This window comes from Bacillus cereus group sp. Bc010, from assembly GCF_027716745.1.
GTDB lineage: Bacteria > Bacillota > Bacilli > Bacillales > Bacillaceae_G > Bacillus_A > Bacillus_A pacificus.
This window is the reverse complement of record NZ_JAQFUY010000001.1, coordinates 87,495-106,909: the sequence shown is the minus strand read 5'-3', so window position 1 is coordinate 106,909 and position 19,415 is coordinate 87,495. Positions and strand designations below refer to the sequence as shown.

The window sequence follows — 19,415 nt, the reverse complement described above, 5'->3', positions numbered from 1 at the left end:
ATAACAAGTAAAATTATCCATATTAGCTTTCAAGCTATATCATTTTAGAAGGTGAGTTGGAATTATGACTCTTCACATTTGTGAAGTAACAGAAAAAAATTGGCGTTCGGTAGCTGCTTTAAACGTCGCAAAAGACCAGCAGCAATTTATTGAAAGCAATGCGTTTTCTTTAGCAGAATCATTATATGAGGGAAACGGAACGTCAGTAGGTTTATATGATGGAGAAACACTTGTAGGATATGCAATGTATGGATGGTATTGTGAAAAACGTAAAAGCGTATGGTTAGATCGCTTTATGATTGACCAACAATATCAAGGAAAAGGATACGCAAAACGTTTCCTTCGCTTGCTCATTCAATTCTTACAAAATAAATTTGAATGTAAAACAATTTATTTAAGTTTACATCCAGATAACAAACTTGCAATGGGATTATATGAATCATTTGGATTCCGTTTAAATGGCGATATTGATGATGAAGGCCCTGTTGTCGGTGTTGTAATGGAGTTACTTTTAGATGAACATACAAGCCTGTGAAAACAGGCTTTTTTATTATCCTTCATTTTTTGCAATCTAGCATTTTTCTACAAAGTGCTTAGTTAATCCAAAAAATAAGCCTGCAATATGCGCAGACTTATTTCACACACTCCTCGAAATGTGCTTGGAACCATTCTTTATTAATATCTTTTCCGATGAAAACAACTTCACTTACTCGATCTTCGCCCTCTTGCCACTCTCTATCATACGAAGCAGCAAATAACGTATGTACACCTTGGAAAACGATACGTTTATCCACTCCATCAATCGATAAAATTCCTTTGTAGCGATATAAGTATTCTCCTAGTTCTTGAACGACAGCTGACATCCACTCATTTAGTTTTTGTAAATCTAACGGACGCTCTTCGCGTAGTACAAACGATTTTACACCTTCTAAATGATTATGCTCTGTATGAGGATAAATTTGTAACGTATCTTTCGTTTTAAACGTTTGAATTTGTAGTAACGATGGAATATCCACATCACAATTAGTCGACTGAATTAACTTTGCAGTCGGGTTTATTCCTTGAAGTTCATGGAAGAGATTTTCTTTTTCACTCTCTTCAATTAAATCTAACTTATTCACTAATACAACATCAGCAAATGCGATTTGTTCTTTTGCTTCTAGCCCTTTTTCAAAATGTTTATGTATATGATAACTATCTACTACTGTTACAACACCGTTAATTTGGTATGCAGATTGAATAACAGGATCTAAAAAGAATGTTTGAATAATAGGACCTGGATTTGCAAGACCAGTCGTTTCAATTACTAATCCATCAAAGTCCATTTTCCCTTCTGCTTTTACGTCCAGTAATTGTTTTAACGCAACGAGTAAATCCTCACGTACAGTACAGCACAAACAGCCGTTTGTCATTTCCATAATTTCTTCTTCAACATTCATAATCAACTGATTATCAATACCAATTTGCCCGATTTCATTTACGATCACCGCTAATTTCTGACCGTGATTCTCTGATAAAATACGATTTAATAATGTCGTTTTCCCTGATCCAAGAAAACCAGTTAATATTGTTACTGGAATCATGCCTTACATCTCCTTATAGCTATATGTTTCTACATTATAGCATATAGAAAAAATCGTTTTTATAGCAAAACATATTTATTGTTTGTACGCCCCTCAAACTATATAATAATATGTAGTAAGAAAGCCTTTTCAAAATAATAATCATTCATCAAGGGGGTACTTATAATGGAACGAGTTCAAATGGCCGAAACGCTAGAATTTTCTCGTATTATTCAAGGGTTTTGGCGTTTAGCAGAATGGAATATGACGAAACAAGAGTTACTTTCTTTCATTGAAGATTGTATGGATATGGGAATTACTACTTTTGATCACGCTGATATTTATGGCGGTTATACGTGTGAAGGACTGTTCGGAGAGGCATTACAACTAAAGCCTTCCTTACGCGAAAACATGCAAATCATCACAAAATGTGGAATCGCTCCCCCATCACCGAAATTTCCAGAGCGTTATGTTGCTCACTACAACACTAGTGCAGAACATATTATTCAAAGCGCAGAAGCTTCACTTAAAAATTTACATACAGATTATATTGACGTATTACTTATCCATCGTCCTGATCCTTTCATGGATCCAAATGAGGTGGCAGAAGCGTTCTCTCGCTTAAGACAAGAAGGAAAAGTTCGTCATTTTGGTGTATCTAACTTTTTACCTTCCCAATTCAATATGTTAAGTTCATACTTAGATTTCCCGCTTATTACGAACCAAATTGAAGTATCAGCTCTGCAACTTGAGCATTTTGAAAAAGGAACACTTGATTTATGTCAGGAAAAACGAATCAATCCAATGATTTGGTCACCTCTTGCTGGCGGAGAAATCTTTACTGGTCAATCAGAACGTGCTGTACGTGTACGTGAAACTGTGCAAAAAGTTGCTACTGAGCTAGGTGTTTCTAGTATCGATACGGTTATGTATGCTTGGTTACTTGCACATCCAGCTAAAATGTTGCCAATCATCGGCTCAGGTAAATTAGATCGTGTTAAAACAGCCGCTCTTGCTACAAAAGTTAACTTAGACCGTCAACAATGGTTTACAATTTTCGAAAGCTCTAACGGACATCCTGTACCATAATGCACAAAAAGAAGAGCCGTTTCTCTACAGCTCTTCTTTTTCATATGTATTTCTAGTCATCGCAAATACACACATATCCCTTAATCCATTTCCATCTACTGCAACACTCGCACTTTCTAACGTACCTTCTAATTTAAAGCCCAATTTTTCAGGGATCGCTCTACTCTTCTTATTTAAAGCATCACAACGAATTTCTACACGGTTTGCTTTCAGTTCAGAAAAAGCATAATCTTTTATCCCCTTTGCAGCCTCGACCATATAACCCTTTCCACTAAACCTCGAATCAATCCAATACCCGATTTCAAATTGTGGTATATCCCAATTAATGCGATGCAATCCGCTAGATGCGATAAACTCGCCTGTTTCTTTCGAAAATACTAGTAACCTTAAATCCTCACGCTGTAAAAATTGAATATGTGACTTTCTAATGCTCACTTCTACTTCTTCCTCTGTTTGCTCTTTTTGTGCAAAAACCATCCATGGTTTTAATTCTTTCATAGAAGCTTGAATGGCATCGTATACAGCTTTACCATCACCCGGTTTCGGCATTCGAATCAATAGCCTTTCAGTATAAAATTCAGAAGGAAAATCGAATAATAACGGATTCACTTTCAACACTCCCTATAATTCTTTTATATATAATAATATCCATCTCAAACTATACAGTAAAGAAATTTCTGAATTTTATACATTTAATTCATTTACATCTACCGCAACACGAACGCCAGATTCAATTGCCCCTTGTATCCATCCGTGATATAACGTTGTATGGTCTCCAGCAAAGAATATTCTTCCCTCTGGTTTGACAATCGCTGGTTGCAACTCTGATTCTTGACCTGCCTGAAATAGAGCAAACCCTCCAAGTGCATATGGATCCAACGTCCAACTTTTTGATATACCAGATAAGAATTCATCATATACTTGACCACCTAATATCGTTGCTAAGTTTTGTAATGTGTAATAAATACGATCTCCCTTTGATAATCCATCCCATAACAACGCATCATATGACCACGTATAGCTTCCTAACATCATTGCTGGTCCCTTTCCTCCAATTCCATAGCTTGGATAATAGGCGTAACGAATTGGCAAATCCGTTATAATTCTGCCACCTAATTGTCCTTGTTCTTCCCAAAATCGACTTTTAAATTGAATTCCTATTTTTGTCGCAGGCATATAATGCAATTCACGAATTGCTTTCCATTTCTCATGCGATATAGAATCAAATGGATCTACTTCTACAAACCGCATTGTTGAAAATGGAATGGTCACAATAACTAAGTCCCCTGTAATACTACTATATTCAAACGTTTCTTCGTTTCGATAGAAAGCTGTCACACCATTATCATGTTGATGTAGCTTCATTAATTTTTGATTATATATAATATCTTCCTCTAATTGTGGTAAAAAAGATTTTGGCAATCTATCATTCCCGCCTATTATTTCACAAAATCCGCTCTCCTCTTGCATAATGTATAAAAAACGTAATGTCTCAACGAATGACCTTTCTAAAAAACCTTCTAAATCTAACAAAACGCCAATCATCTCAATTGTTACTGGTGAAAAGTAAGTATTATATTGATAAGGGTGATATTTTAAAAATTGCCCTGTAGAGTATCTCCCAAAATCCTTTACTACAACATCCCAATTTTTCTCTGGGTTCTTTTTAATAAAATTTATAATAGGCTGCACCGCTAACAATAATAGCTCCTCAGACGTTTTCCCAACTTCATTCATTTCCACAGGATACTTTAATATATTTGGATCTTTTTCATATTGTTTTAATGTCGTTTTTCGGCCGTTTACGTAAATAATATCAGTCTCATTCCTATTAATAAAAGGGCTTACCTGTAGCCCAAATTTTCTTATATATGCCATCGTTAATGTATGCGAATACGGAATTCTCATTGCCCCTACATCCAAATATAAACCGGTATCTTCCATTCTAACTGTCTCTATGCGGCCACCTACCCGGTTGTTTGCTTCAAACATCTTCACTTCATGTCCCGCAGCTTTTAATAAAGATGCCGAAACTAATCCAGCCATGCCAGCCCCTACTACAATAATTTGTTTCGGGCTCGTCGTCTCCTTTAATCCTTTATCTATAATTTTTAACGTTTCATCCATCTCCGTGTTATACATTATATCTTTCTGCACAATTCCACCCCTTACTTCATCAAATGGGCATTAGTCGTTTAGTGCATTTTATTCATAAATTTCTATAAACATAACAACAGAGCAAGTTAAATATTCACTAAAAATACATAAGAGATCGCTCTCACATCTCTTTACGCTTCGTATAATATAGCAACAGCAAATAAGGAGTGGTTGAATATGAAACCAACTTACGACTACAATGCTACAAAGAAGTATTTAGAAGAAAAGAAACAACAGCTATGCAACAAACTTAGTAATATGCATCTATCTAAAAAAGAACGTGAACAACTAAAACTTGAGATTGATAACTACGAATATATTCTAAATGTAGTCGAAATGAATCATTATGAACGAGGATTTTCACGTTAAAAGTGGATATGTAATTTATCCACTTTTTATTTTGAGCATTTCATTACGCATTTTTCGTAAGTAAATATATAATAGGATGTACATTAAGATTGAGAGGTATATTCTATGATCAAATTAAGTGTATTAGACCAATCCCCTATTTCAGATGGTAGTACGGCAGCCCAAGCTTTTTCACATACAGTTACGCTTGCGCAAGAAGTTGAAAAACTCGGCTATACACGCTTTTGGGTATCAGAACATCATAATTCTGTAAGCCTTGCTGGCTCAAGTCCAGAAATACTTATTTCTCATATTGCAGCGAAAACAGAGCGGATGAGAGTCGGTTCGGGTGGTGTCATGTTGCCACACTATAGTCCGTATAAAGTTGCTGAGAATTTCCGTGTTTTAGAAGCGCTTTATCCAAATCGTATTGACCTTGGTGTCGGCAGAGCACCTGGTGGTATGCCCATTGCAACTCGCGCACTTCAAGAAGGAAAAATGGTCTCACTTGATCAATATCCAGAGCAAATTGCAGATGTTGCAATGTACTTACATGATCAAGTACCAGAAAACCATCATTATGCAAATTTAAAGGCTACTCCTGTAATTCCCACATCTCCTGACATGTGGTTGCTTGGCTCTAGCGGAGAGAGTGCAAAGATTGCCGCACAACAAGGTGCTTCTTTTGCATTCGCACAGTTCATAAACGGATACGGTGGACCCGAGGTAATGGAGGCCTATCAAAAACAATTCCAACCTTCCTATTTAGGAGATAAACCAAAATCAATCGTCGCTATTTTTGTTATTTGCGGTGAAACAACTGAAGAGGCGGAAAAAATTGCTTCTAGTTTAGATTTATCAATCTTATTACTAGAACAAGGAAAGCGTACAACTGGTACACCTTCTATTGAAACTGCACAAAATTATTCATACAGCGCCTATGATTTATTCCGTATAAAAGAGAATCGTCAACGTATGATCGTCGGTGATCCCTCTTCTGTGAAAGAACAAATCGTAAACTTAAGCAAAGCGTACAATACTGATGAATTTATGATTGTCACAATTACTCATCGATTTGAAGATAAATTAAATTCTTATCGCTTACTAGCGAATGCTTTTCATTTATAAGGATAAAAGGGAGATACATCCATTATGATGCATCTCCCTTTCTTACTACTTATTACTTTTGTCTTCTATATATTTAATAGCTTCTTTTAATAGTTCATCACACAAAAAAAGACAACAATATATTTATTGTTGTTCTCAATACATCTACCCACTCTTTTGTTTTTTTCTATCTGGTTTACTTGAAACTAAATAATGTTTTTCTGAAATATATAAGTCTCTTTTTAATATACGATCTAAGTAAGGTCCTAGTTTCATTCCGCATATGAGGCGATCTTCACTACCTTCTACAATTGGAAACATTTCTTTTTCTGTTACATACTGATCTACTGCCTTTTGTACGATATCAATTTCTTTCACTAAGTTTAAGTTTTCTTCTGTATGTTCAAATACCTCAAGCGTTTCCTTCGTAATAAGAAAATGGTTTGTTGGAAATGCAGGTAAATACGGCTTTAACAAATCATAATTCACTGTATAATCATCATTTACTAATACTGTATAAACGATATTAGCATTCTTTTCTAAAAACTTGGCCATCGCTTGTTCCAATTCATCTTTCGTAATTTCACGCTCTTCTTTTCCAGTTTTGAAAAAGCGAAACATCGCATCGCCTCCTTTTTACTATATTATAGCATAAAAGAAAACTGAAAAATCACAAAAAAGTCATTGAAAGAATTTTTCAATGACTTTTTTCTTTATATTCTTATATTTATCCCACTTTAATGGGCAGTAAGCCCCCCACTGATTAAAGTTTCACTTTATTTTAAGAACGCACTTAGCATCCATACATGTTGTTCTAATGTTGTATGAATTGCTAACAACATGTCCGCTGATGTTTCATCGCCAGCTTCACCAGCAACTTCCATGCCTTCTTTTAATTCTTGAATCAATGCAGAGTAATCATTCACTAATGTTTGCACCATTTCTTCTGCAGATTCCTTGCTTGTCCCTTCATTCACACTAGATGTTGCCAAATATTCTTTCATTGTCGCTAACGGCTTACCTTCCAATGCTAAAATACGTTCTGCTAATTCATCAATATACGTTCCAGCTTCATTGTAAAACTCTTCAAATTTCTCATGTAATGTAAAGAAGTGTGGTCCTGTCACATACCAATGATAATTATGTAGTTTCACATATAACACATTCCAGTTTGCTACCTGCTTGTTTAATACTTCAACAACATTTGTTTTCGTACTCATACAATCCACTCCTCTTATCATTTCATAATGTTTGTCTTTTAAGAACCTAGTTACATATTACCATACTTTTCCTATCCTTTCGAACGATTGGCTCATATGTAACAAAGTTTTAACACCTTTAATACTTCCCTAATATCTTTTCATTCATGTATGTTTTCTAACAGTTCATACGTCTAATTGTCCAAGCTCATACATATGCATAATAGTAAATCAAGCTCATCGTAGTAGAAAGAGGGATAACATGGACAATCAACAATGGCAAGTAGCAAAGAAAGTGGCTGCTACTTATATTGGAACAGTCGTTGGAGCTGGATTTGCTACTGGACGAGAAATTGTTGAATTTTTTACAGTGAACGGATTTTATGGAACTATTGGTATATGTGTAAGTGGATTTTTTTTTATTTGGCTTGGCACAAAGATGATGTTACTCTCCTCACAAATCGGTGCATTTTCAGCGCAAGAATTTAACAAATACTTATTTGGGGATGTATTTGGAAATGTTGTAAATACACTATTATTACTCGTATTATTTGGTGTAACGAGCGTTATGTTATCAGGCGCTGGAGCGGTATTTGAAGAGCAACTTCGTTTACCAAGACAACTCGGTATTTTCATTACAGTAATCGCCTGTCTCATTATAGGTAGTCGCGGGTTACAAGGGGTTTTTGAAGTTAATACACTTGTCGTACCTATTATGATGATTTTCATTATCGGACTTGCTATTACAACGTTTTTTCACGGTACAACTCCTATTAGCAATACTATTCCTGCAGAAAGCTGGAATATGAAGTGGATAACTAGTCCTATTACATATGTCGCCTTAAATCTTTCTCTCGCCCAAAGCGTCCTCGTCCCGTTAGCCAGTGAAGTAAAAGATCGAAAGGCCATTTTATGGGGCGGTATTTTAGGTGGGGCAGGACTTTCTTTAATATTATTATGTAGCCATTTAGCTATCTTATCAGTCGACCAATTTTATCAATATAACATTCCAATGGCTGAAGTCATAAGAAAATTCAATGCCACTTTTCACTTTTTCTTTGTTCTTATCATTTTCGGTGAAGTATTCACAACTTTAGTTGGCAATGTGTTCGGAATGACAAAACAAATGCAATCCATCACTGGCTGGAAAAATAACAATATTATTTTCTTCATTTTACTAATAAGTTATTGCTTTAGTTACGTTGGTTACAGTGAATTACTCCACATTCTATATCCTATAATCGGGTGGGTCAGCATCATTTTACTTCCGATTATTGCTTTTAAACAACTTCAAAAAACATAAAAGAAGCATCCATGTTATTGGATGCTTTTTTTATATGTTCATTCACAATCATCACATACTTCCCAGTACGGCCCCATTTCGAGTGCTAAATACGGCTTTAATTGCAACCGAATCATCCGACTAGGCATACGTTCTAAAACGAATTGAATCCCTTCTTCTTCTTCGTCTAATTCAACTTTTGAAATCGCAATTCTTTGCATCGTCGAAATAGGCATTCCATCTTTATATAAAGTGATTTTCACCTCATCATATTCATTAAAATACAATTCAACACTCATTTGATTTTTCGACATTTCATTAACAATTTCATATTTATCATTTCGTTCCTGGATTATATATTTCCAGCCGCCTCTACCTTCTTCTTTCGGAGCTGCTTGAAACAATGTCATCAAATCCTCGTATAGCATAAGATAACCCCTCTCTTACTAAAAAACGATGAGTATTTTATATACCCTTTATCTCTATCACTATCCATATGTATTGTACCATATATCGCCGTTTTTACCGTATTCATTTGCTTCATAACTGCATATAAAACACCTGATTCTCTGTATTACTTTGTGGATTGTATCTTAATTCATTTCTTAATACCCTTCTAAAGCTTTCAAATCATATCAAACTTAAAGAAATGCTTTCTTTGTCCATCCTCCACTTATTATTTCCTTGCAACAACAAAAAAGAAGAGTGACTTATAACACTCTCCTTAAAAGAATTTCCCCGTAGCTGCTAATGCTAATACTAGTATTAAAATTGTAAATAATAAGGATACAATGAAACTAAAAATAGGTAATGCTTTCTTTTCATTCTTCTTAAAGAGTAACTTTAAACTAAGAAAGATGTTTACTGGTACAAATATAAAATAAAAGTATTTAACAATTTGCACCGAACTATTTGAAAGTGTTTTTAAAATAAACACTTCAATGAGAAAAACCATGAAAAACGAAATACTTAACCAAAATGAGACATAACTAAGCCAAGAATGTCTTTTGGTACCCCAGTACACTCCCATATTTATCTCCTTTATTTGTATTCTATATGATTCTTATTATACACAAAGTTAACAAACACCTCTATTTTTCGACAAATATTATATAAAATATACCTTTAAATATTATAAAAATACTCTCCATCCCCATTTACTTTTATATAATAAAAACAGGCAACTCCCAAATAGCATATTACTATTTTGGAGTTGCCTGTCCTCTGCTAAACTTTAAATCTTTCAATTAACCCTTGTAACTCTTCAGCCATTTGAGATAATGTACCCGCCGCAGAACTAATTTCCTCAATGGACGCTAATTGTTCTTCTGCTGATGCTGCAACGTTTTGAGTACTCGTCGCATTATTCTGCGCTGTCATTGCAATTTGTCCTACCGAAATAGACACTTCATTTGCACCTTTTGACATCCCGTTAGCCGTTTCAACCATCGTTTTAATTTGATCGGCAATTTCATTTGTAGATTGTAAAATCTCAGTAAAGTTTTGCTTCGTTTCATTTGCAATAACAAGTCCAGATTGAACTTCTTCATTTACATGACCCATAGACTTTACTGTCTTACTCATGTCATCTTGTATTTCACATATTAATTTACTTATTTCACTAGAAGATACGCTAGACTTCTCCGCCAATTTACGTACTTCATCTGCAACAATTGCAAATCCTCTTCCGTGCTCTCCCGCTCTTGCAGCTTCAATTGCTGCATTCAAAGCTAGAAGATTTGTTTGATCTGCAATATTTTGAATTACTTCTAATATGTCACCAATTTGCTTTGATTTATTATTTAGTAACTGAATAACCTCATCTGATTGTGAAACAGATTCTGCAATTGACTGCATTTGATTTACTGTTTTTCCGACTAGTTTCCCACCATTTTCTGCTTTTTCACGAGTATGAGCCGAAGCCGTACTAATTGATGATGAACTATTTGCTACATGCTGAATGCCTTCTGTTACATCAAATAGTAACATTGCCCCATTTTCTACACTTGTCGTTTGCGTTGTTGCCCCGCTTGATATTTCGTCCATTGCCATCGTAATTTGCTCGGTCGCTTCACTCGCCTGTCTTACACTTGCTGTTAGCTCTTCTGATGCTGCTGCAACATGTCCAGCCGAAGTATTAATTCTTCCGATTAATGTTCGCAATGCATCTGTCATCTCATTAAATCCTTTTGCAAGTTGACCGATTTCATCATTAGAATGAATATCAATTGTTTGCGTTAAATCTCCCTCACTTATTTCTTTAGAAGTGACAACTAATCTTTTTAAGGGCTTTGTTATAGAAAGTGTCACAAAATAAATAAGTGCCCCACCTATAACTAATGAAATGAACATAACAATTAACATATTATAAAATACAGGCTGCGCAGCTTCAATTACTTCATTTGAGTACATAGTCCCGCCAATTTTCCAACCTGTTTTTACATTTGTAGCAAATACCATTTGTTTTTCACTACCGTCATACGTATAAGAAAAAGCCCCATGATTATCTTCATAAATTTTCTTTGCCCAAGAATCGGCTGCTTTTTCTCCTGATTTTTCTTGAGGGTGTGCAATTATTTTTTGTTTCCCATCTAAGATGAAAGCATATCCCTTTTTACCAATATTAATTAACTTCGTTGTTTTTAATAAATTATCTAAACTTAAATCTACCGCTACAACACCGTTTTTATCTTCTGCTTGTTTTGCAATCGTTACGACAATATGTCCATTTCCTTTTGCCTTATACGGCTCAGTAATTACAATACCACCTTGTTTTGCTACTGCATCTTTATACCAAGAACGTTCTGTTGGATCGTAGTCTGCTGCCATTTGTATATTTGGTTCTTGTACAAATTTTTTATCGTTTCCAGCAACATATACTTGTTCAACATCTTTATTCAAATTGATATATTGTGATAATATTTTTCTTAATTCCTCTTGATTATCCCCTTGATACATATTCCCTTGAATCACCCGTGCAAAATTATTTACATCATTAAATTTCGCCTCAATCATTTGATTGATTAAATTATCTAATATTTTTATATTGTCGTGAGCACTGCTCGTAATTTGTGATTCAAAATTCTTTTTAGCTGTTTGATAAGACATGCCTCCTATAATAGAGACAGCCGCAATTAAAATAACAAAAAATGAAATTAATAGTTTTTTTGCTACTTTCATATCACGAAACCAATTTAATAGTCTACCCATTACAAACCTCCTGCTTTTCAATTTTAAAAGTTAAATCTAACGAATTATAAATATTTCCCATTCCCTAATTATTATTTTCATAACCTATTATGATGAATACTTTGTAAAGTTTAAACAATTAATTTCCCTTTGTCCATATATATGAATAATATTATTATAAAATTTACAAATACAAAAAGCCAAAGGGAACCACCCTTTGACTTTTCACATTTTTTTATGCTGTTTAGAAATCTTTTTCCACTTATCACGCTCTGCCCTTGCAAGAATAGCATCTTGTTTTCTAATGAAATACGCTAGTTCTCTTTGTAATTTTTTATAGCTTTGCAAACGATTTATCGTCATAATCCCGTTATCAATTGCACTATGCACTGCGCACCCTGGCTCATTTTCATGCTTACAGTCCCTAAAACGGCACGTTTTTGCTAGTTCTTCAATATCAGAAAATGTTGTTTGAATTGCATCGCTTCCTTCCCAAAGCTGTAGCTCCCTCATACCAGGAGTATCAATAACTAAACTACCACTCGGTAATCGGAACAATTCACGATGAGTTGTCGTATGCCTCCCTTTACTATCTTCCTCTCGAATATCACCCGTTTTTGCTACTTCAATTCCTATAAGTGCATTTAACAAAGTGGATTTTCCAACCCCAGATGATCCGACTAGAGCAATTGTTTTTCCTGAAGAAACAAATTGCTGCAACGATTCAATACCAGTATGTTCTAAACTATCAACAACGAAGATCGGAACACCAATTGCCACAGCTTCTGTTTCAACGATTTTCTGTTCCACGTCCTCACATAAGCTACTCTTTGTTAAAACAATAACAGGCATTGCACCACTTTCATACGCTAATAGTAAATAGCGCTCTATTCTTCTTACGTTAAAATCATGGTTAAGTGCATTCACTAAAAATAGATAATCTACATTTGCTGCTATTACCTGCTCTTCCGTTCGAGTACCGGCCTCTTGTCTAGAAAAAGAGCTTCTTCTCGGAAAAATACGATGAATAATTGCTTTCTTTTCATTCTCTATTTTCTTTATATATACCCAATCACCAACCGCTGGATAATCACCCTTCGTTACTGCTTCATGCCGAAACTTACCAGACAGCTCTGCCATATATTCACCATCATTACAAATAATTCGATATATATGCTTATGCTCGAGTAAAATACGCCCTACTTCAAAGTTCTCTACAGCTTGTTCCTCAAAAAAAGAATCCCAGCCGAACGATTCTAAAATATTTTGGTTCAAATTAATATCCTCCCTAGTGTAAGCTAAGCGGAAGGATCGCGCGCTAACTTATACAGTCTCGCCCTTTCCATCCACCTTTGTATTTGGTTTATTATTCATATAAGTTATGTTCGCCATAATACATCACCCCGTTCTCATTTTAATTACTCTCATTATATGGAATATCCATACAAAAAGCTACCTTATTTAACTTAATTTTCGAATAATTTATTTTTTATCATTCTAATTTGCCCACGGTGACTCATCTCATCTTCTAGCACGTGAAACCACAAATAGTACTGGTTATGTGCTACACCGTTAAGCCACTTTCTTTCTGACATGAGCCATTCATCACCTTGTTCACCCAAATACTTCAGTGATTCTTCTCGAACACTTTGTAGAAGTTGGACATAATATTTTATTTCATGACCACGAATCGTTTTCCCCGATTCTCCTAAATAGAGTGCGTCTTTCCATATTTCTAATTCTTCCTTTGTAAAGTCACGCTCTTGAAATGAAATAAGCTGATGTGCTTTTTCAATAGCTGCTATATGCTTTAGTAACGCTCCAATGGAATTCCCTCCACTCGGTATCATTAAATCTAATTGCTCAACCGATAGATTTTTTATTTCCAGGAATGTTACAGCCCTTGTATGCTCCAGCATGCTGACTAATTCCCCTATATTTTTTGTATAACCATCCACACTTCTTATTCGGTAATCTATATTCATATCACGCACCCCTTTTTACATTCATATTAAGGAATAACTGCTTCATATAATAGACTCATATATATCAGATTTTTCTGATACAATTAAATTGAATATAGAAAAAAACCAAACAAACTTTCTCAATATGCTTCTATGAAATATTAAAAGGAATCAATATAAAATAATCGAATCTTATTCACTAAAAGGAGTGGATTCGATGGAAATGTATCAATGGCTAACTGCTGTTCTCGTTGGTGGCATTACCGGTTTCGTTTCCCATCTAATCAATAACCAAGGTAAGTTATTGCTTCCACGCCGTTTGAAAACTTTTTTTCACTTTGGGTTTTTGACTGATATTTTCACTGGTAGTCTAGCTGCACTTCTTGGACTCGTTTTATTCGATGTCACCTTAATAAAAGAAATTATTAAAGTATCCATTGTGACTGCTATTTCCGGTCAGACTTTCTTACTACACCAAGCGCTCGGTGGTGAGCAGGCTAAAAATAAACAAATTGGGAAAGCTGATGAGAAGATTCAAGAAATTGACAAATTATTACGACGTTAGTCTGTACTTTCTTTAAAAATTATTGCTATAATAAACAATAAATATTTTCTATTGCGTCGTTTGTCAGAAGAAAGGGTGTTTCGTATGACAAAAAAGAAAATAGAAGATTTCTTAACAAACACTGAAAAAGAGGAACTGCTAGAAAACTATAAATGTTTACGAGAAGCCCGCACAAAAAGCGAAGCTAACTATTTTGGAGAAGCGGTAAACCATCTATTAAATAAAGCAAAACAACGAATTATTAAAGATGCAGGCATACATGATGAAAATGCAGCAACTGTTCAATCAAAAAGAAAAGCACTGTTTTAGTTCATTAGCTAAAACAGTGCTTTTCTTATGTTATTTTTCACATTACTTTCACATCTATTTCACAATTATAAGTAGTCCTATATGTTATACTCAGTATATCCTTTTCCAAGGAACTATATGCCGATATATTAATCCCTATCTCTATAGGGATTTTTATTTTTGGGCTCTTTTTTTATTTGTAAAGACTTTATGACGCAATTCCTGTTTCACTATTTTCAGTAAGCTTTTCACTTTTTCTAAACAGAAATAAAGCTATAATATATAATAGCGCAGTAAAACTACCTACAAATATAAAATTGTGAGATGCTGCAAATAACATTCCTGCCATTGCCGCTCCAATCATTTGACCAATATACATAGAAGCATTCGCTAGAGCGGCTCCTGTTCCTCTTGCTATACTAGACATGTTTTGTAAATGCCTCATCATTAATACAAACAAAATTCCTGTCATAAAAAATAAAACAAAAAATAATAACTCCACAAATATAATGTTATTTACATGAGGAAGTAATACATATAGCACTGCTGTAAATATAATTCCACCATAGAAAGAAAGGTTATAACCAATTTTATTTACGATTCTAGGACCAAAAATATTACCAGTTAAATTTCCTAATCCTAATACGAGCATAGCTGTTCCTATTTCATGAATTCGCAAGCCAAATTGAATAGACAGCCACACACCGAAAAATGAAAATGCAGCAAAATTACCAGTTTGAAAAACAAAATATGCAAAATAAGAAAGTGAAATTTTTGAATCTGTAAGTAATTGTTTATAGCGCTCTAAGATGTTTGTTTTACTTTCACCTATATGAACCGGTTGTATTTCTGGTAATGCTACATAAATAAGAATGACAAGTAATCCTGATAATATACCGATGACGAAGAATGGTGTTGTATAGTGTATCATTGCCAAATACGATCCAACTGGCAACCCTAAAATTTGAGAGATTGATAACCCTGCTGTTGCAATTCCAAACGCCTTTACAATTTGTTCCTTCTCTATAAGAAGCGGAATAGATGCCCACACTTGTGGAGATACAAAAGCTGCACTCACACCTGCTAAAAATCTAAATGTTAACATCCATAGAAAACTCGGTGCCATCCCACATAAAAACGTACTTAACGCAAAAAAACTCATTCCTATTACCATCACTTTTTTTCTATTTAAGCCATCTGATATAGGACCAGCGATAAGTGCAAATACAGCGTATCCTAAAGCATATGAACTTACCATCCACCCTGACAACTCAGTTGAAATATGATACACCTGTTGTAAAGTTGGTAAAAGTGGTGAAATTAAGAAAGTATCTGTACCGATCATAAACATGATTGTAAAGAATACAGCTAGTACTCTTTTCATTTAAATCTTCTCCTTTTATATAAAGTGAAACTTTAATCAGCCCTCACCAATCGGGCTTTTATGGGCAGTTGATCCCCCCACCTACCTTCTTTACTTTCGCTGAATTTTGAGATGGGGGTCTTACTGCCCATTAAAGCGGGATAAAAAGAGGAAACTATCCCCCTTTCAATTAATCTTCTAAAATAGATTCAATCTCTTTCATGACTTTTTCATTCAATGAAACTTCCACCGCTCTTACACTTTCTCTTATTTGCTCCGCTCGTTTCCCACCAGGAATAACAGTATCAATTCCTTTTTGGTTTAATAACCACGCTAAAGCTAAATGCGATAATTCGAGATCCTTTTCTTTAGCTAAGTCTTTTAATTTTTCAACTTTCTTAAAGTTACTCTTATATGTATTCTCTTCAAATAGATTTACACTTTGACGCCAATCTCCTTTATTCAATTTGAAATCTTCTGTATATTTACCACCTAGTATCCCAAAAGCAAGAGGCCCGTAAGGAATAAATGAAATACTTGATTCTATACAATATGGCAAAAGTTCTTCCCTAGCAGTACGATCTAACATATTATACGGTGATTGTACAACATCTATGTGTCCGTGCTGATTCGCTTCTTTTAATTGCTCTACGTTTACGTTAGATATTCCAATTGAACGAATTTTCCCTTCTTCTTTTAGGCGAGTAAGTTCTCCAATTGAATCTATGTAACTTGTTTCTGGGTTTGTAAAATGTAAATAATATAAATCAATATAATCAGTTTGTAATCTTCTTAAGCTATTTTCTACAGCATTTCTTAAATAGCTCGGTTCATTATTCATATAAACCTCTCCATTTAATAACGGTTGTATTCCACCTTTGGTAGCAAGTACAACTTCATGGCGTTTTCCTTTCAATACTTCTCCCACCAATTCCTCTGATCTACCGAAACCGTATGAATCTGCCGAATCAAAAAATGTAATCCCTTGCCCGATAGCTTCTTCTATTAATCGTTTTCCTTCTTCCTCATTCACATCAGCATATAAATTATGTCCCCCTACAGCGTTTGTTCCTAACCCCAATTTTGAAATATGTAGTCCTGCCTTTTGCAATTTTGTATACTTCATTTTTTCTCCCCCTACATTTCTATTGTTCGAATATATTCGAACAATAGAAATATACCACTTTATATGTTATAGTGCAAATATATTAACTTATACAAGCAGGTGAAAAAATGCGTACTCTCTATCATCCAAATCGAGAAGAAATTCAATTCTCTTCTGTTCTATATGCACTTAGCGATCAAATTCGTTTACAAATTGTAACTATGCTACTAGAAAAAAACGAACAATCTTGTGGCGCGTTAAACATTCCAATCGCGAAATCAACTTTATCACACCATTTCAAAGTTTTACGTGAATCCGGTGTTATGTATACACGCCTTGAAGGAACTCAACGTTTCATTTCAATTCGTGAAGATGACTTAAATGCTAGATTCCCCGGTTTATTAGATGTCATAATACATGCGACAGAGCCATACTAAACAACATCTCATATGAATATGAGATGTTGTTTAGTTTTTCTATTCTTTTAATACTGTGAAGCTTTATTCATTGAGGATTTTGTTCTTCACTATAACTACCAAGTCCCTTCCTAAATTAAAGTCTGAATAAAACGTTTGAACGCTAATACCCCTTCTTCATCTCGTTTAAAAACAGCAGCATCTTCAAGCGCCTGAATAAATTTCCGTCCCAATTCTTCTCTCATAATCTCCTGTATATTTTGTTCATTCATCCTATTTTCATATTTGATTTTTAATTGTTCTGCCCATTGTATATGAGGTGTTGAAATATTACTTGGAATATTAAGTAAGAATTTCTCCACTTCCTGAAGTTCTGTTTTTAAACGAGCAGGAAGTACAGCTAGCCCCATTACTTCAATCAGACCGATATTTTCCTTTTTAATATGTTGTATTTCCGCATGAGGGTGGAAAATACCCAATGGATGCTCCTCACTTGTATGATTGTTCCGTAAAACTAGATCCAATTCGTACATATTATTCCGGTAACGAGCAATAGGAGTAATCGTATTATGTGGAACATCATTCGTAAATGCAAATAAATTAACAGAAGGATCACTATATTCCTTCCACCTCTCTAGTATGTAATCCCCTGCATTTACTATTTGTTCTATGTCGTTACTTCTTAAGCGAATAACTGACATAGGCCATTTAATAATCGAACATTGCATTTCTGGAAATTTAGTTAGTTCAAAATTTAGGTCGTTCGCTGCATTTGCCATAGCAAATTCATAGTTTCCACCTTGATAGTGATCATGTGTTAGAATAGATCCTCCTACAATTGGCAAATCTGCATTGGAACCGAGGAAATAATGCGGGAATTTTTCTACAAATTTTAATAAACGTAAAAATGTTTGACGATCAATTTTCATTTCCCGGTGGTCTGAGGACAATACAATACAGTGTTCATTGAAGTATATATACGGAGAATACTGTAGAAACCAGCTTTCATCTGTAATATTCATTCGAATCATACGATGATTCGAGCGTGCAGGATGTCCAATTCTGCCCCTATATCCTTCATTCTCTATACAGAGTAAACATTTTGGATAATTTGTATTTTCCAATACTCTTTCTTTAGCAATTTGTTTAGGGTCTTTTTCTGGTTTTGATAAATTAATCGTTATATCAATGGCACCATATTCCGTATTTACTTTATAATTTATATTTTTGGCAATTTGCTTCATTTGGATATAATTGCTGTTTTTACTTAATTCATAGAAGTAATTTGTCGCAGCCTTCGGATTTTGTTCGTATTTTTCATAAAATAGAGAATTGATAACGGACGGTTTGGACATAAATACATCCATAATTGCACTTGCTAAAATCTCCTTCTCTTCCAGTACTTCCTCAATGACTTTATGCATACAAGCATATTCAATTAACTCTTCCAATAACTCCGAAATTACTTTCTTTGCGGGCGTGGGCGTTGACGCTTCCACTACAAAGTCATCTAAACGAAGTAAGGAAAGGATTTGGTTCCTTGTATATATTTCATCTTCTTTTTCAATCAATTGAACTTCAATAGCACGATCAATTAACTGCTGGATAGCTTGATATATCATCAGTATATACCTCCTCTAACCTTATAGCGGTTTATGTTGTTACGATGCAAGTTCTATGTACCTTTTATCATTTTATGAACGGACGTATGGGATAACCACCATTCGAATATACGTTTTGCTTTCTCCGAAGAAGCTATTAGCATACTAGAATCGCCCGTT

General features: G+C 34.6%; 21 protein-coding genes. 8 read left to right on the top strand and 13 right to left on the bottom strand.

The features are described 5' to 3' along the window. The first annotated feature begins 64 nt into the window (after positions 1 to 64). Positions 65 to 535, top strand: coding sequence for a GNAT family N-acetyltransferase (locus PDQ68_RS00515; protein ID WP_000172424.1), 471 nt, complete (start codon positions 65 to 67; stop codon positions 533 to 535). Positions 536 to 632: 97 nt separating this feature from the next. On the opposite strand, the gene PDQ68_RS00510 is transcribed toward PDQ68_RS00515, so the two are convergent. Continuing rightward, positions 633 to 1,583: a CobW family GTP-binding protein gene (locus PDQ68_RS00510; RefSeq protein ID WP_061182989.1), complete on the bottom strand. Its 951-nt coding sequence runs from the start codon at positions 1,581 to 1,583 to the stop codon at positions 633 to 635. Between the two features lie 165 nt (positions 1,584 to 1,748). Between PDQ68_RS00510 and PDQ68_RS00505 the strand changes: the two genes are divergently transcribed. Then, positions 1,749 to 2,651 (top strand): aldo/keto reductase, encoded by a 903-nt coding sequence (locus PDQ68_RS00505; protein WP_061182990.1) that lies wholly within the window; start codon positions 1,749 to 1,751, stop codon positions 2,649 to 2,651. 24 nt (positions 2,652 to 2,675) lie between these two features. Here the strand turns inward: PDQ68_RS00505 and PDQ68_RS00500 are convergent, their stop codons facing one another. After that, positions 2,676 to 3,260 carry a GNAT family N-acetyltransferase gene (locus PDQ68_RS00500; protein ID WP_001068760.1) on the bottom strand — a complete coding sequence of 195 codons (585 nt, stop codon included), beginning with the start codon at positions 3,258 to 3,260 and terminating at the stop codon, positions 2,676 to 2,678. A 75-nt stretch (positions 3,261 to 3,335) separates the two neighbouring features. After that, complete coding sequence (locus tag PDQ68_RS00495) at positions 3,336 to 4,808, bottom strand: flavin monoamine oxidase family protein (RefSeq protein WP_061182991.1); 1,473 nt, start codon at positions 4,806 to 4,808, stop codon at positions 3,336 to 3,338. A 177-nt stretch (positions 4,809 to 4,985) separates the two neighbouring features. On the opposite strand from PDQ68_RS00495, the gene PDQ68_RS00490 reads away from it, so the two are divergent. Both PDQ68_RS00490 and PDQ68_RS00485 read left to right on the top strand, forming a co-directional pair. Continuing rightward, entirely contained in the window at positions 4,986 to 5,177 is a 192-nt protein-coding gene (locus tag PDQ68_RS00490) for a DUF3896 domain-containing protein (RefSeq protein ID WP_000805517.1), read from the top strand. 105 nt (positions 5,178 to 5,282) lie between these two features. Next, positions 5,283 to 6,284 (top strand): LLM class flavin-dependent oxidoreductase, encoded by a 1,002-nt coding sequence (locus PDQ68_RS00485; protein WP_000594053.1) that lies wholly within the window; start codon positions 5,283 to 5,285, stop codon positions 6,282 to 6,284. 144 nt (positions 6,285 to 6,428) lie between these two features. Here the strand turns inward: PDQ68_RS00485 and PDQ68_RS00480 are convergent, their stop codons facing one another. Both PDQ68_RS00480 and PDQ68_RS00475 read right to left on the bottom strand, forming a co-directional pair. Beyond that, positions 6,429 to 6,884 (bottom strand): DUF3939 domain-containing protein, encoded by a 456-nt coding sequence (locus tag PDQ68_RS00480; protein ID WP_000488187.1) that lies wholly within the window; start codon positions 6,882 to 6,884, stop codon positions 6,429 to 6,431. Between the two features lie 155 nt (positions 6,885 to 7,039). Continuing rightward, complete coding sequence (locus PDQ68_RS00475) at positions 7,040 to 7,483, bottom strand: Dps family protein (protein ID WP_000105198.1); 444 nt, start codon at positions 7,481 to 7,483, stop codon at positions 7,040 to 7,042. A gap of 241 nt (positions 7,484 to 7,724) precedes the next feature. On the opposite strand from PDQ68_RS00475, the gene PDQ68_RS00470 reads away from it, so the two are divergent. Beyond that, entirely contained in the window at positions 7,725 to 8,765 is a 1,041-nt protein-coding gene (locus tag PDQ68_RS00470) for a YkvI family membrane protein (protein WP_000370194.1), read from the top strand. 38 nt (positions 8,766 to 8,803) lie between these two features. Here the strand turns inward: PDQ68_RS00470 and PDQ68_RS00465 are convergent, their stop codons facing one another. The 5 genes from PDQ68_RS00465 to PDQ68_RS00445 all read right to left on the bottom strand — a co-directional run bounded on the left by PDQ68_RS00465 (position 8,804) and on the right by PDQ68_RS00445 (position 13,918). Continuing rightward, entirely contained in the window at positions 8,804 to 9,172 is a 369-nt protein-coding gene (locus tag PDQ68_RS00465) for a DUF3979 family protein (protein WP_061182992.1), read from the bottom strand. 296 nt (positions 9,173 to 9,468) lie between these two features. Beyond that, positions 9,469 to 9,774, bottom strand: a complete 306-nt coding sequence (locus PDQ68_RS00460; RefSeq protein WP_000539578.1) for a hypothetical protein — start codon at positions 9,772 to 9,774, stop codon at positions 9,469 to 9,471. Between the two features lie 197 nt (positions 9,775 to 9,971). Continuing rightward, positions 9,972 to 11,954 (bottom strand): HAMP domain-containing methyl-accepting chemotaxis protein, encoded by a 1,983-nt coding sequence (locus tag PDQ68_RS00455; RefSeq protein WP_000533117.1) that lies wholly within the window; start codon positions 11,952 to 11,954, stop codon positions 9,972 to 9,974. A gap of 204 nt (positions 11,955 to 12,158) precedes the next feature. After that, positions 12,159 to 13,208: a ribosome small subunit-dependent GTPase A gene (gene rsgA / locus PDQ68_RS00450; protein WP_001073055.1), complete on the bottom strand. Its 1,050-nt coding sequence runs from the start codon at positions 13,206 to 13,208 to the stop codon at positions 12,159 to 12,161. Positions 13,209 to 13,399: 191 nt separating this feature from the next. Beyond that, positions 13,400 to 13,918, bottom strand: a complete 519-nt coding sequence (locus tag PDQ68_RS00445) for a DinB family protein (protein ID WP_014893813.1) — start codon at positions 13,916 to 13,918, stop codon at positions 13,400 to 13,402. 196 nt (positions 13,919 to 14,114) lie between these two features. On the opposite strand from PDQ68_RS00445, the gene PDQ68_RS00440 reads away from it, so the two are divergent. Together PDQ68_RS00440 and PDQ68_RS00435 are read left to right on the top strand one after the other, a co-directional pair. Further along, on the top strand, positions 14,115 to 14,462 hold the full coding sequence (locus PDQ68_RS00440) for a DUF4257 domain-containing protein (protein WP_000426318.1): 348 nt from the start codon (positions 14,115 to 14,117) through the stop codon (positions 14,460 to 14,462). Positions 14,463 to 14,546: 84 nt separating this feature from the next. Continuing rightward, a complete protein-coding gene (locus PDQ68_RS00435; RefSeq protein ID WP_000162606.1) occupies positions 14,547 to 14,771 on the top strand; it encodes a hypothetical protein in 225 nt (74 codons plus the stop codon). Positions 14,772 to 14,958: 187 nt separating this feature from the next. On the opposite strand, the gene PDQ68_RS00430 is transcribed toward PDQ68_RS00435, so the two are convergent. Further along, positions 14,959 to 16,134 (bottom strand): MFS transporter, encoded by a 1,176-nt coding sequence (locus tag PDQ68_RS00430; RefSeq protein ID WP_000832304.1) that lies wholly within the window; start codon positions 16,132 to 16,134, stop codon positions 14,959 to 14,961. 169 nt (positions 16,135 to 16,303) lie between these two features. Further along, positions 16,304 to 17,239, bottom strand: coding sequence for an aldo/keto reductase (locus tag PDQ68_RS00425; RefSeq protein ID WP_061183126.1), 936 nt, complete (start codon positions 17,237 to 17,239; stop codon positions 16,304 to 16,306). Positions 17,240 to 17,346: 107 nt separating this feature from the next. Between PDQ68_RS00425 and PDQ68_RS00420 the strand changes: the two genes are divergently transcribed. Beyond that, a complete protein-coding gene (locus tag PDQ68_RS00420; RefSeq protein WP_001259915.1) occupies positions 17,347 to 17,655 on the top strand; it encodes an ArsR/SmtB family transcription factor in 309 nt (102 codons plus the stop codon). Between the two features lie 110 nt (positions 17,656 to 17,765). Here the strand turns inward: PDQ68_RS00420 and galT are convergent, their stop codons facing one another. Continuing rightward, complete coding sequence (gene galT, locus PDQ68_RS00415; RefSeq protein WP_016717262.1) at positions 17,766 to 19,256, bottom strand: UDP-glucose--hexose-1-phosphate uridylyltransferase; 1,491 nt, start codon at positions 19,254 to 19,256, stop codon at positions 17,766 to 17,768. Between the last annotated feature and the right edge of the window lie 159 nt (positions 19,257 to 19,415).

Bases quoted from the DNA above. Each gene is read 5' to 3' on its own strand.
- PDQ68_RS00470 (WP_000370194.1), top strand. From the start codon at position 7,725: ATGGACAATCAACAATGGCAAGTAGCAAAGAAAGTGGCTGCTACTTAT.
- PDQ68_RS00465 (WP_061182992.1), bottom strand. From the start codon at position 9,172: ATGCTATACGAGGATTTGATGACATTGTTTCAAGCAGCTCCGAAAGAA.
- PDQ68_RS00475 (WP_000105198.1), bottom strand. From the start codon at position 7,483: ATGAGTACGAAAACAAATGTTGTTGAAGTATTAAACAAGCAGGTAGCA.
- PDQ68_RS00430 (WP_000832304.1), bottom strand. From the start codon at position 16,134: ATGAAAAGAGTACTAGCTGTATTCTTTACAATCATGTTTATGATCGGT.
- PDQ68_RS00480 (WP_000488187.1), bottom strand. From the start codon at position 6,884: ATGTTTCGCTTTTTCAAAACTGGAAAAGAAGAGCGTGAAATTACGAAA.
- PDQ68_RS00485 (WP_000594053.1), top strand. From the start codon at position 5,283: ATGATCAAATTAAGTGTATTAGACCAATCCCCTATTTCAGATGGTAGT.
- PDQ68_RS00510 (WP_061182989.1), bottom strand. From the start codon at position 1,583: ATGATTCCAGTAACAATATTAACTGGTTTTCTTGGATCAGGGAAAACG.
- PDQ68_RS00420 (WP_001259915.1), top strand. From the start codon at position 17,347: ATGCGTACTCTCTATCATCCAAATCGAGAAGAAATTCAATTCTCTTCT.
- PDQ68_RS00515 (WP_000172424.1), top strand. From the start codon at position 65: ATGACTCTTCACATTTGTGAAGTAACAGAAAAAAATTGGCGTTCGGTA.
- PDQ68_RS00445 (WP_014893813.1), bottom strand. From the start codon at position 13,918: ATGAATATAGATTACCGAATAAGAAGTGTGGATGGTTATACAAAAAAT.
- PDQ68_RS00440 (WP_000426318.1), top strand. From the start codon at position 14,115: ATGGAAATGTATCAATGGCTAACTGCTGTTCTCGTTGGTGGCATTACC.
- PDQ68_RS00455 (WP_000533117.1), bottom strand. From the start codon at position 11,954: ATGGGTAGACTATTAAATTGGTTTCGTGATATGAAAGTAGCAAAAAAA.
- PDQ68_RS00490 (WP_000805517.1), top strand. From the start codon at position 4,986: ATGAAACCAACTTACGACTACAATGCTACAAAGAAGTATTTAGAAGAA.
- PDQ68_RS00435 (WP_000162606.1), top strand. From the start codon at position 14,547: ATGACAAAAAAGAAAATAGAAGATTTCTTAACAAACACTGAAAAAGAG.
- galT (WP_016717262.1), bottom strand. From the start codon at position 19,256: ATGATATATCAAGCTATCCAGCAGTTAATTGATCGTGCTATTGAAGTT.
- PDQ68_RS00425 (WP_061183126.1), bottom strand. From the start codon at position 17,239: ATGAAGTATACAAAATTGCAAAAGGCAGGACTACATATTTCAAAATTG.
- PDQ68_RS00505 (WP_061182990.1), top strand. From the start codon at position 1,749: ATGGAACGAGTTCAAATGGCCGAAACGCTAGAATTTTCTCGTATTATT.
- PDQ68_RS00460 (WP_000539578.1), bottom strand. From the start codon at position 9,774: ATGGGAGTGTACTGGGGTACCAAAAGACATTCTTGGCTTAGTTATGTC.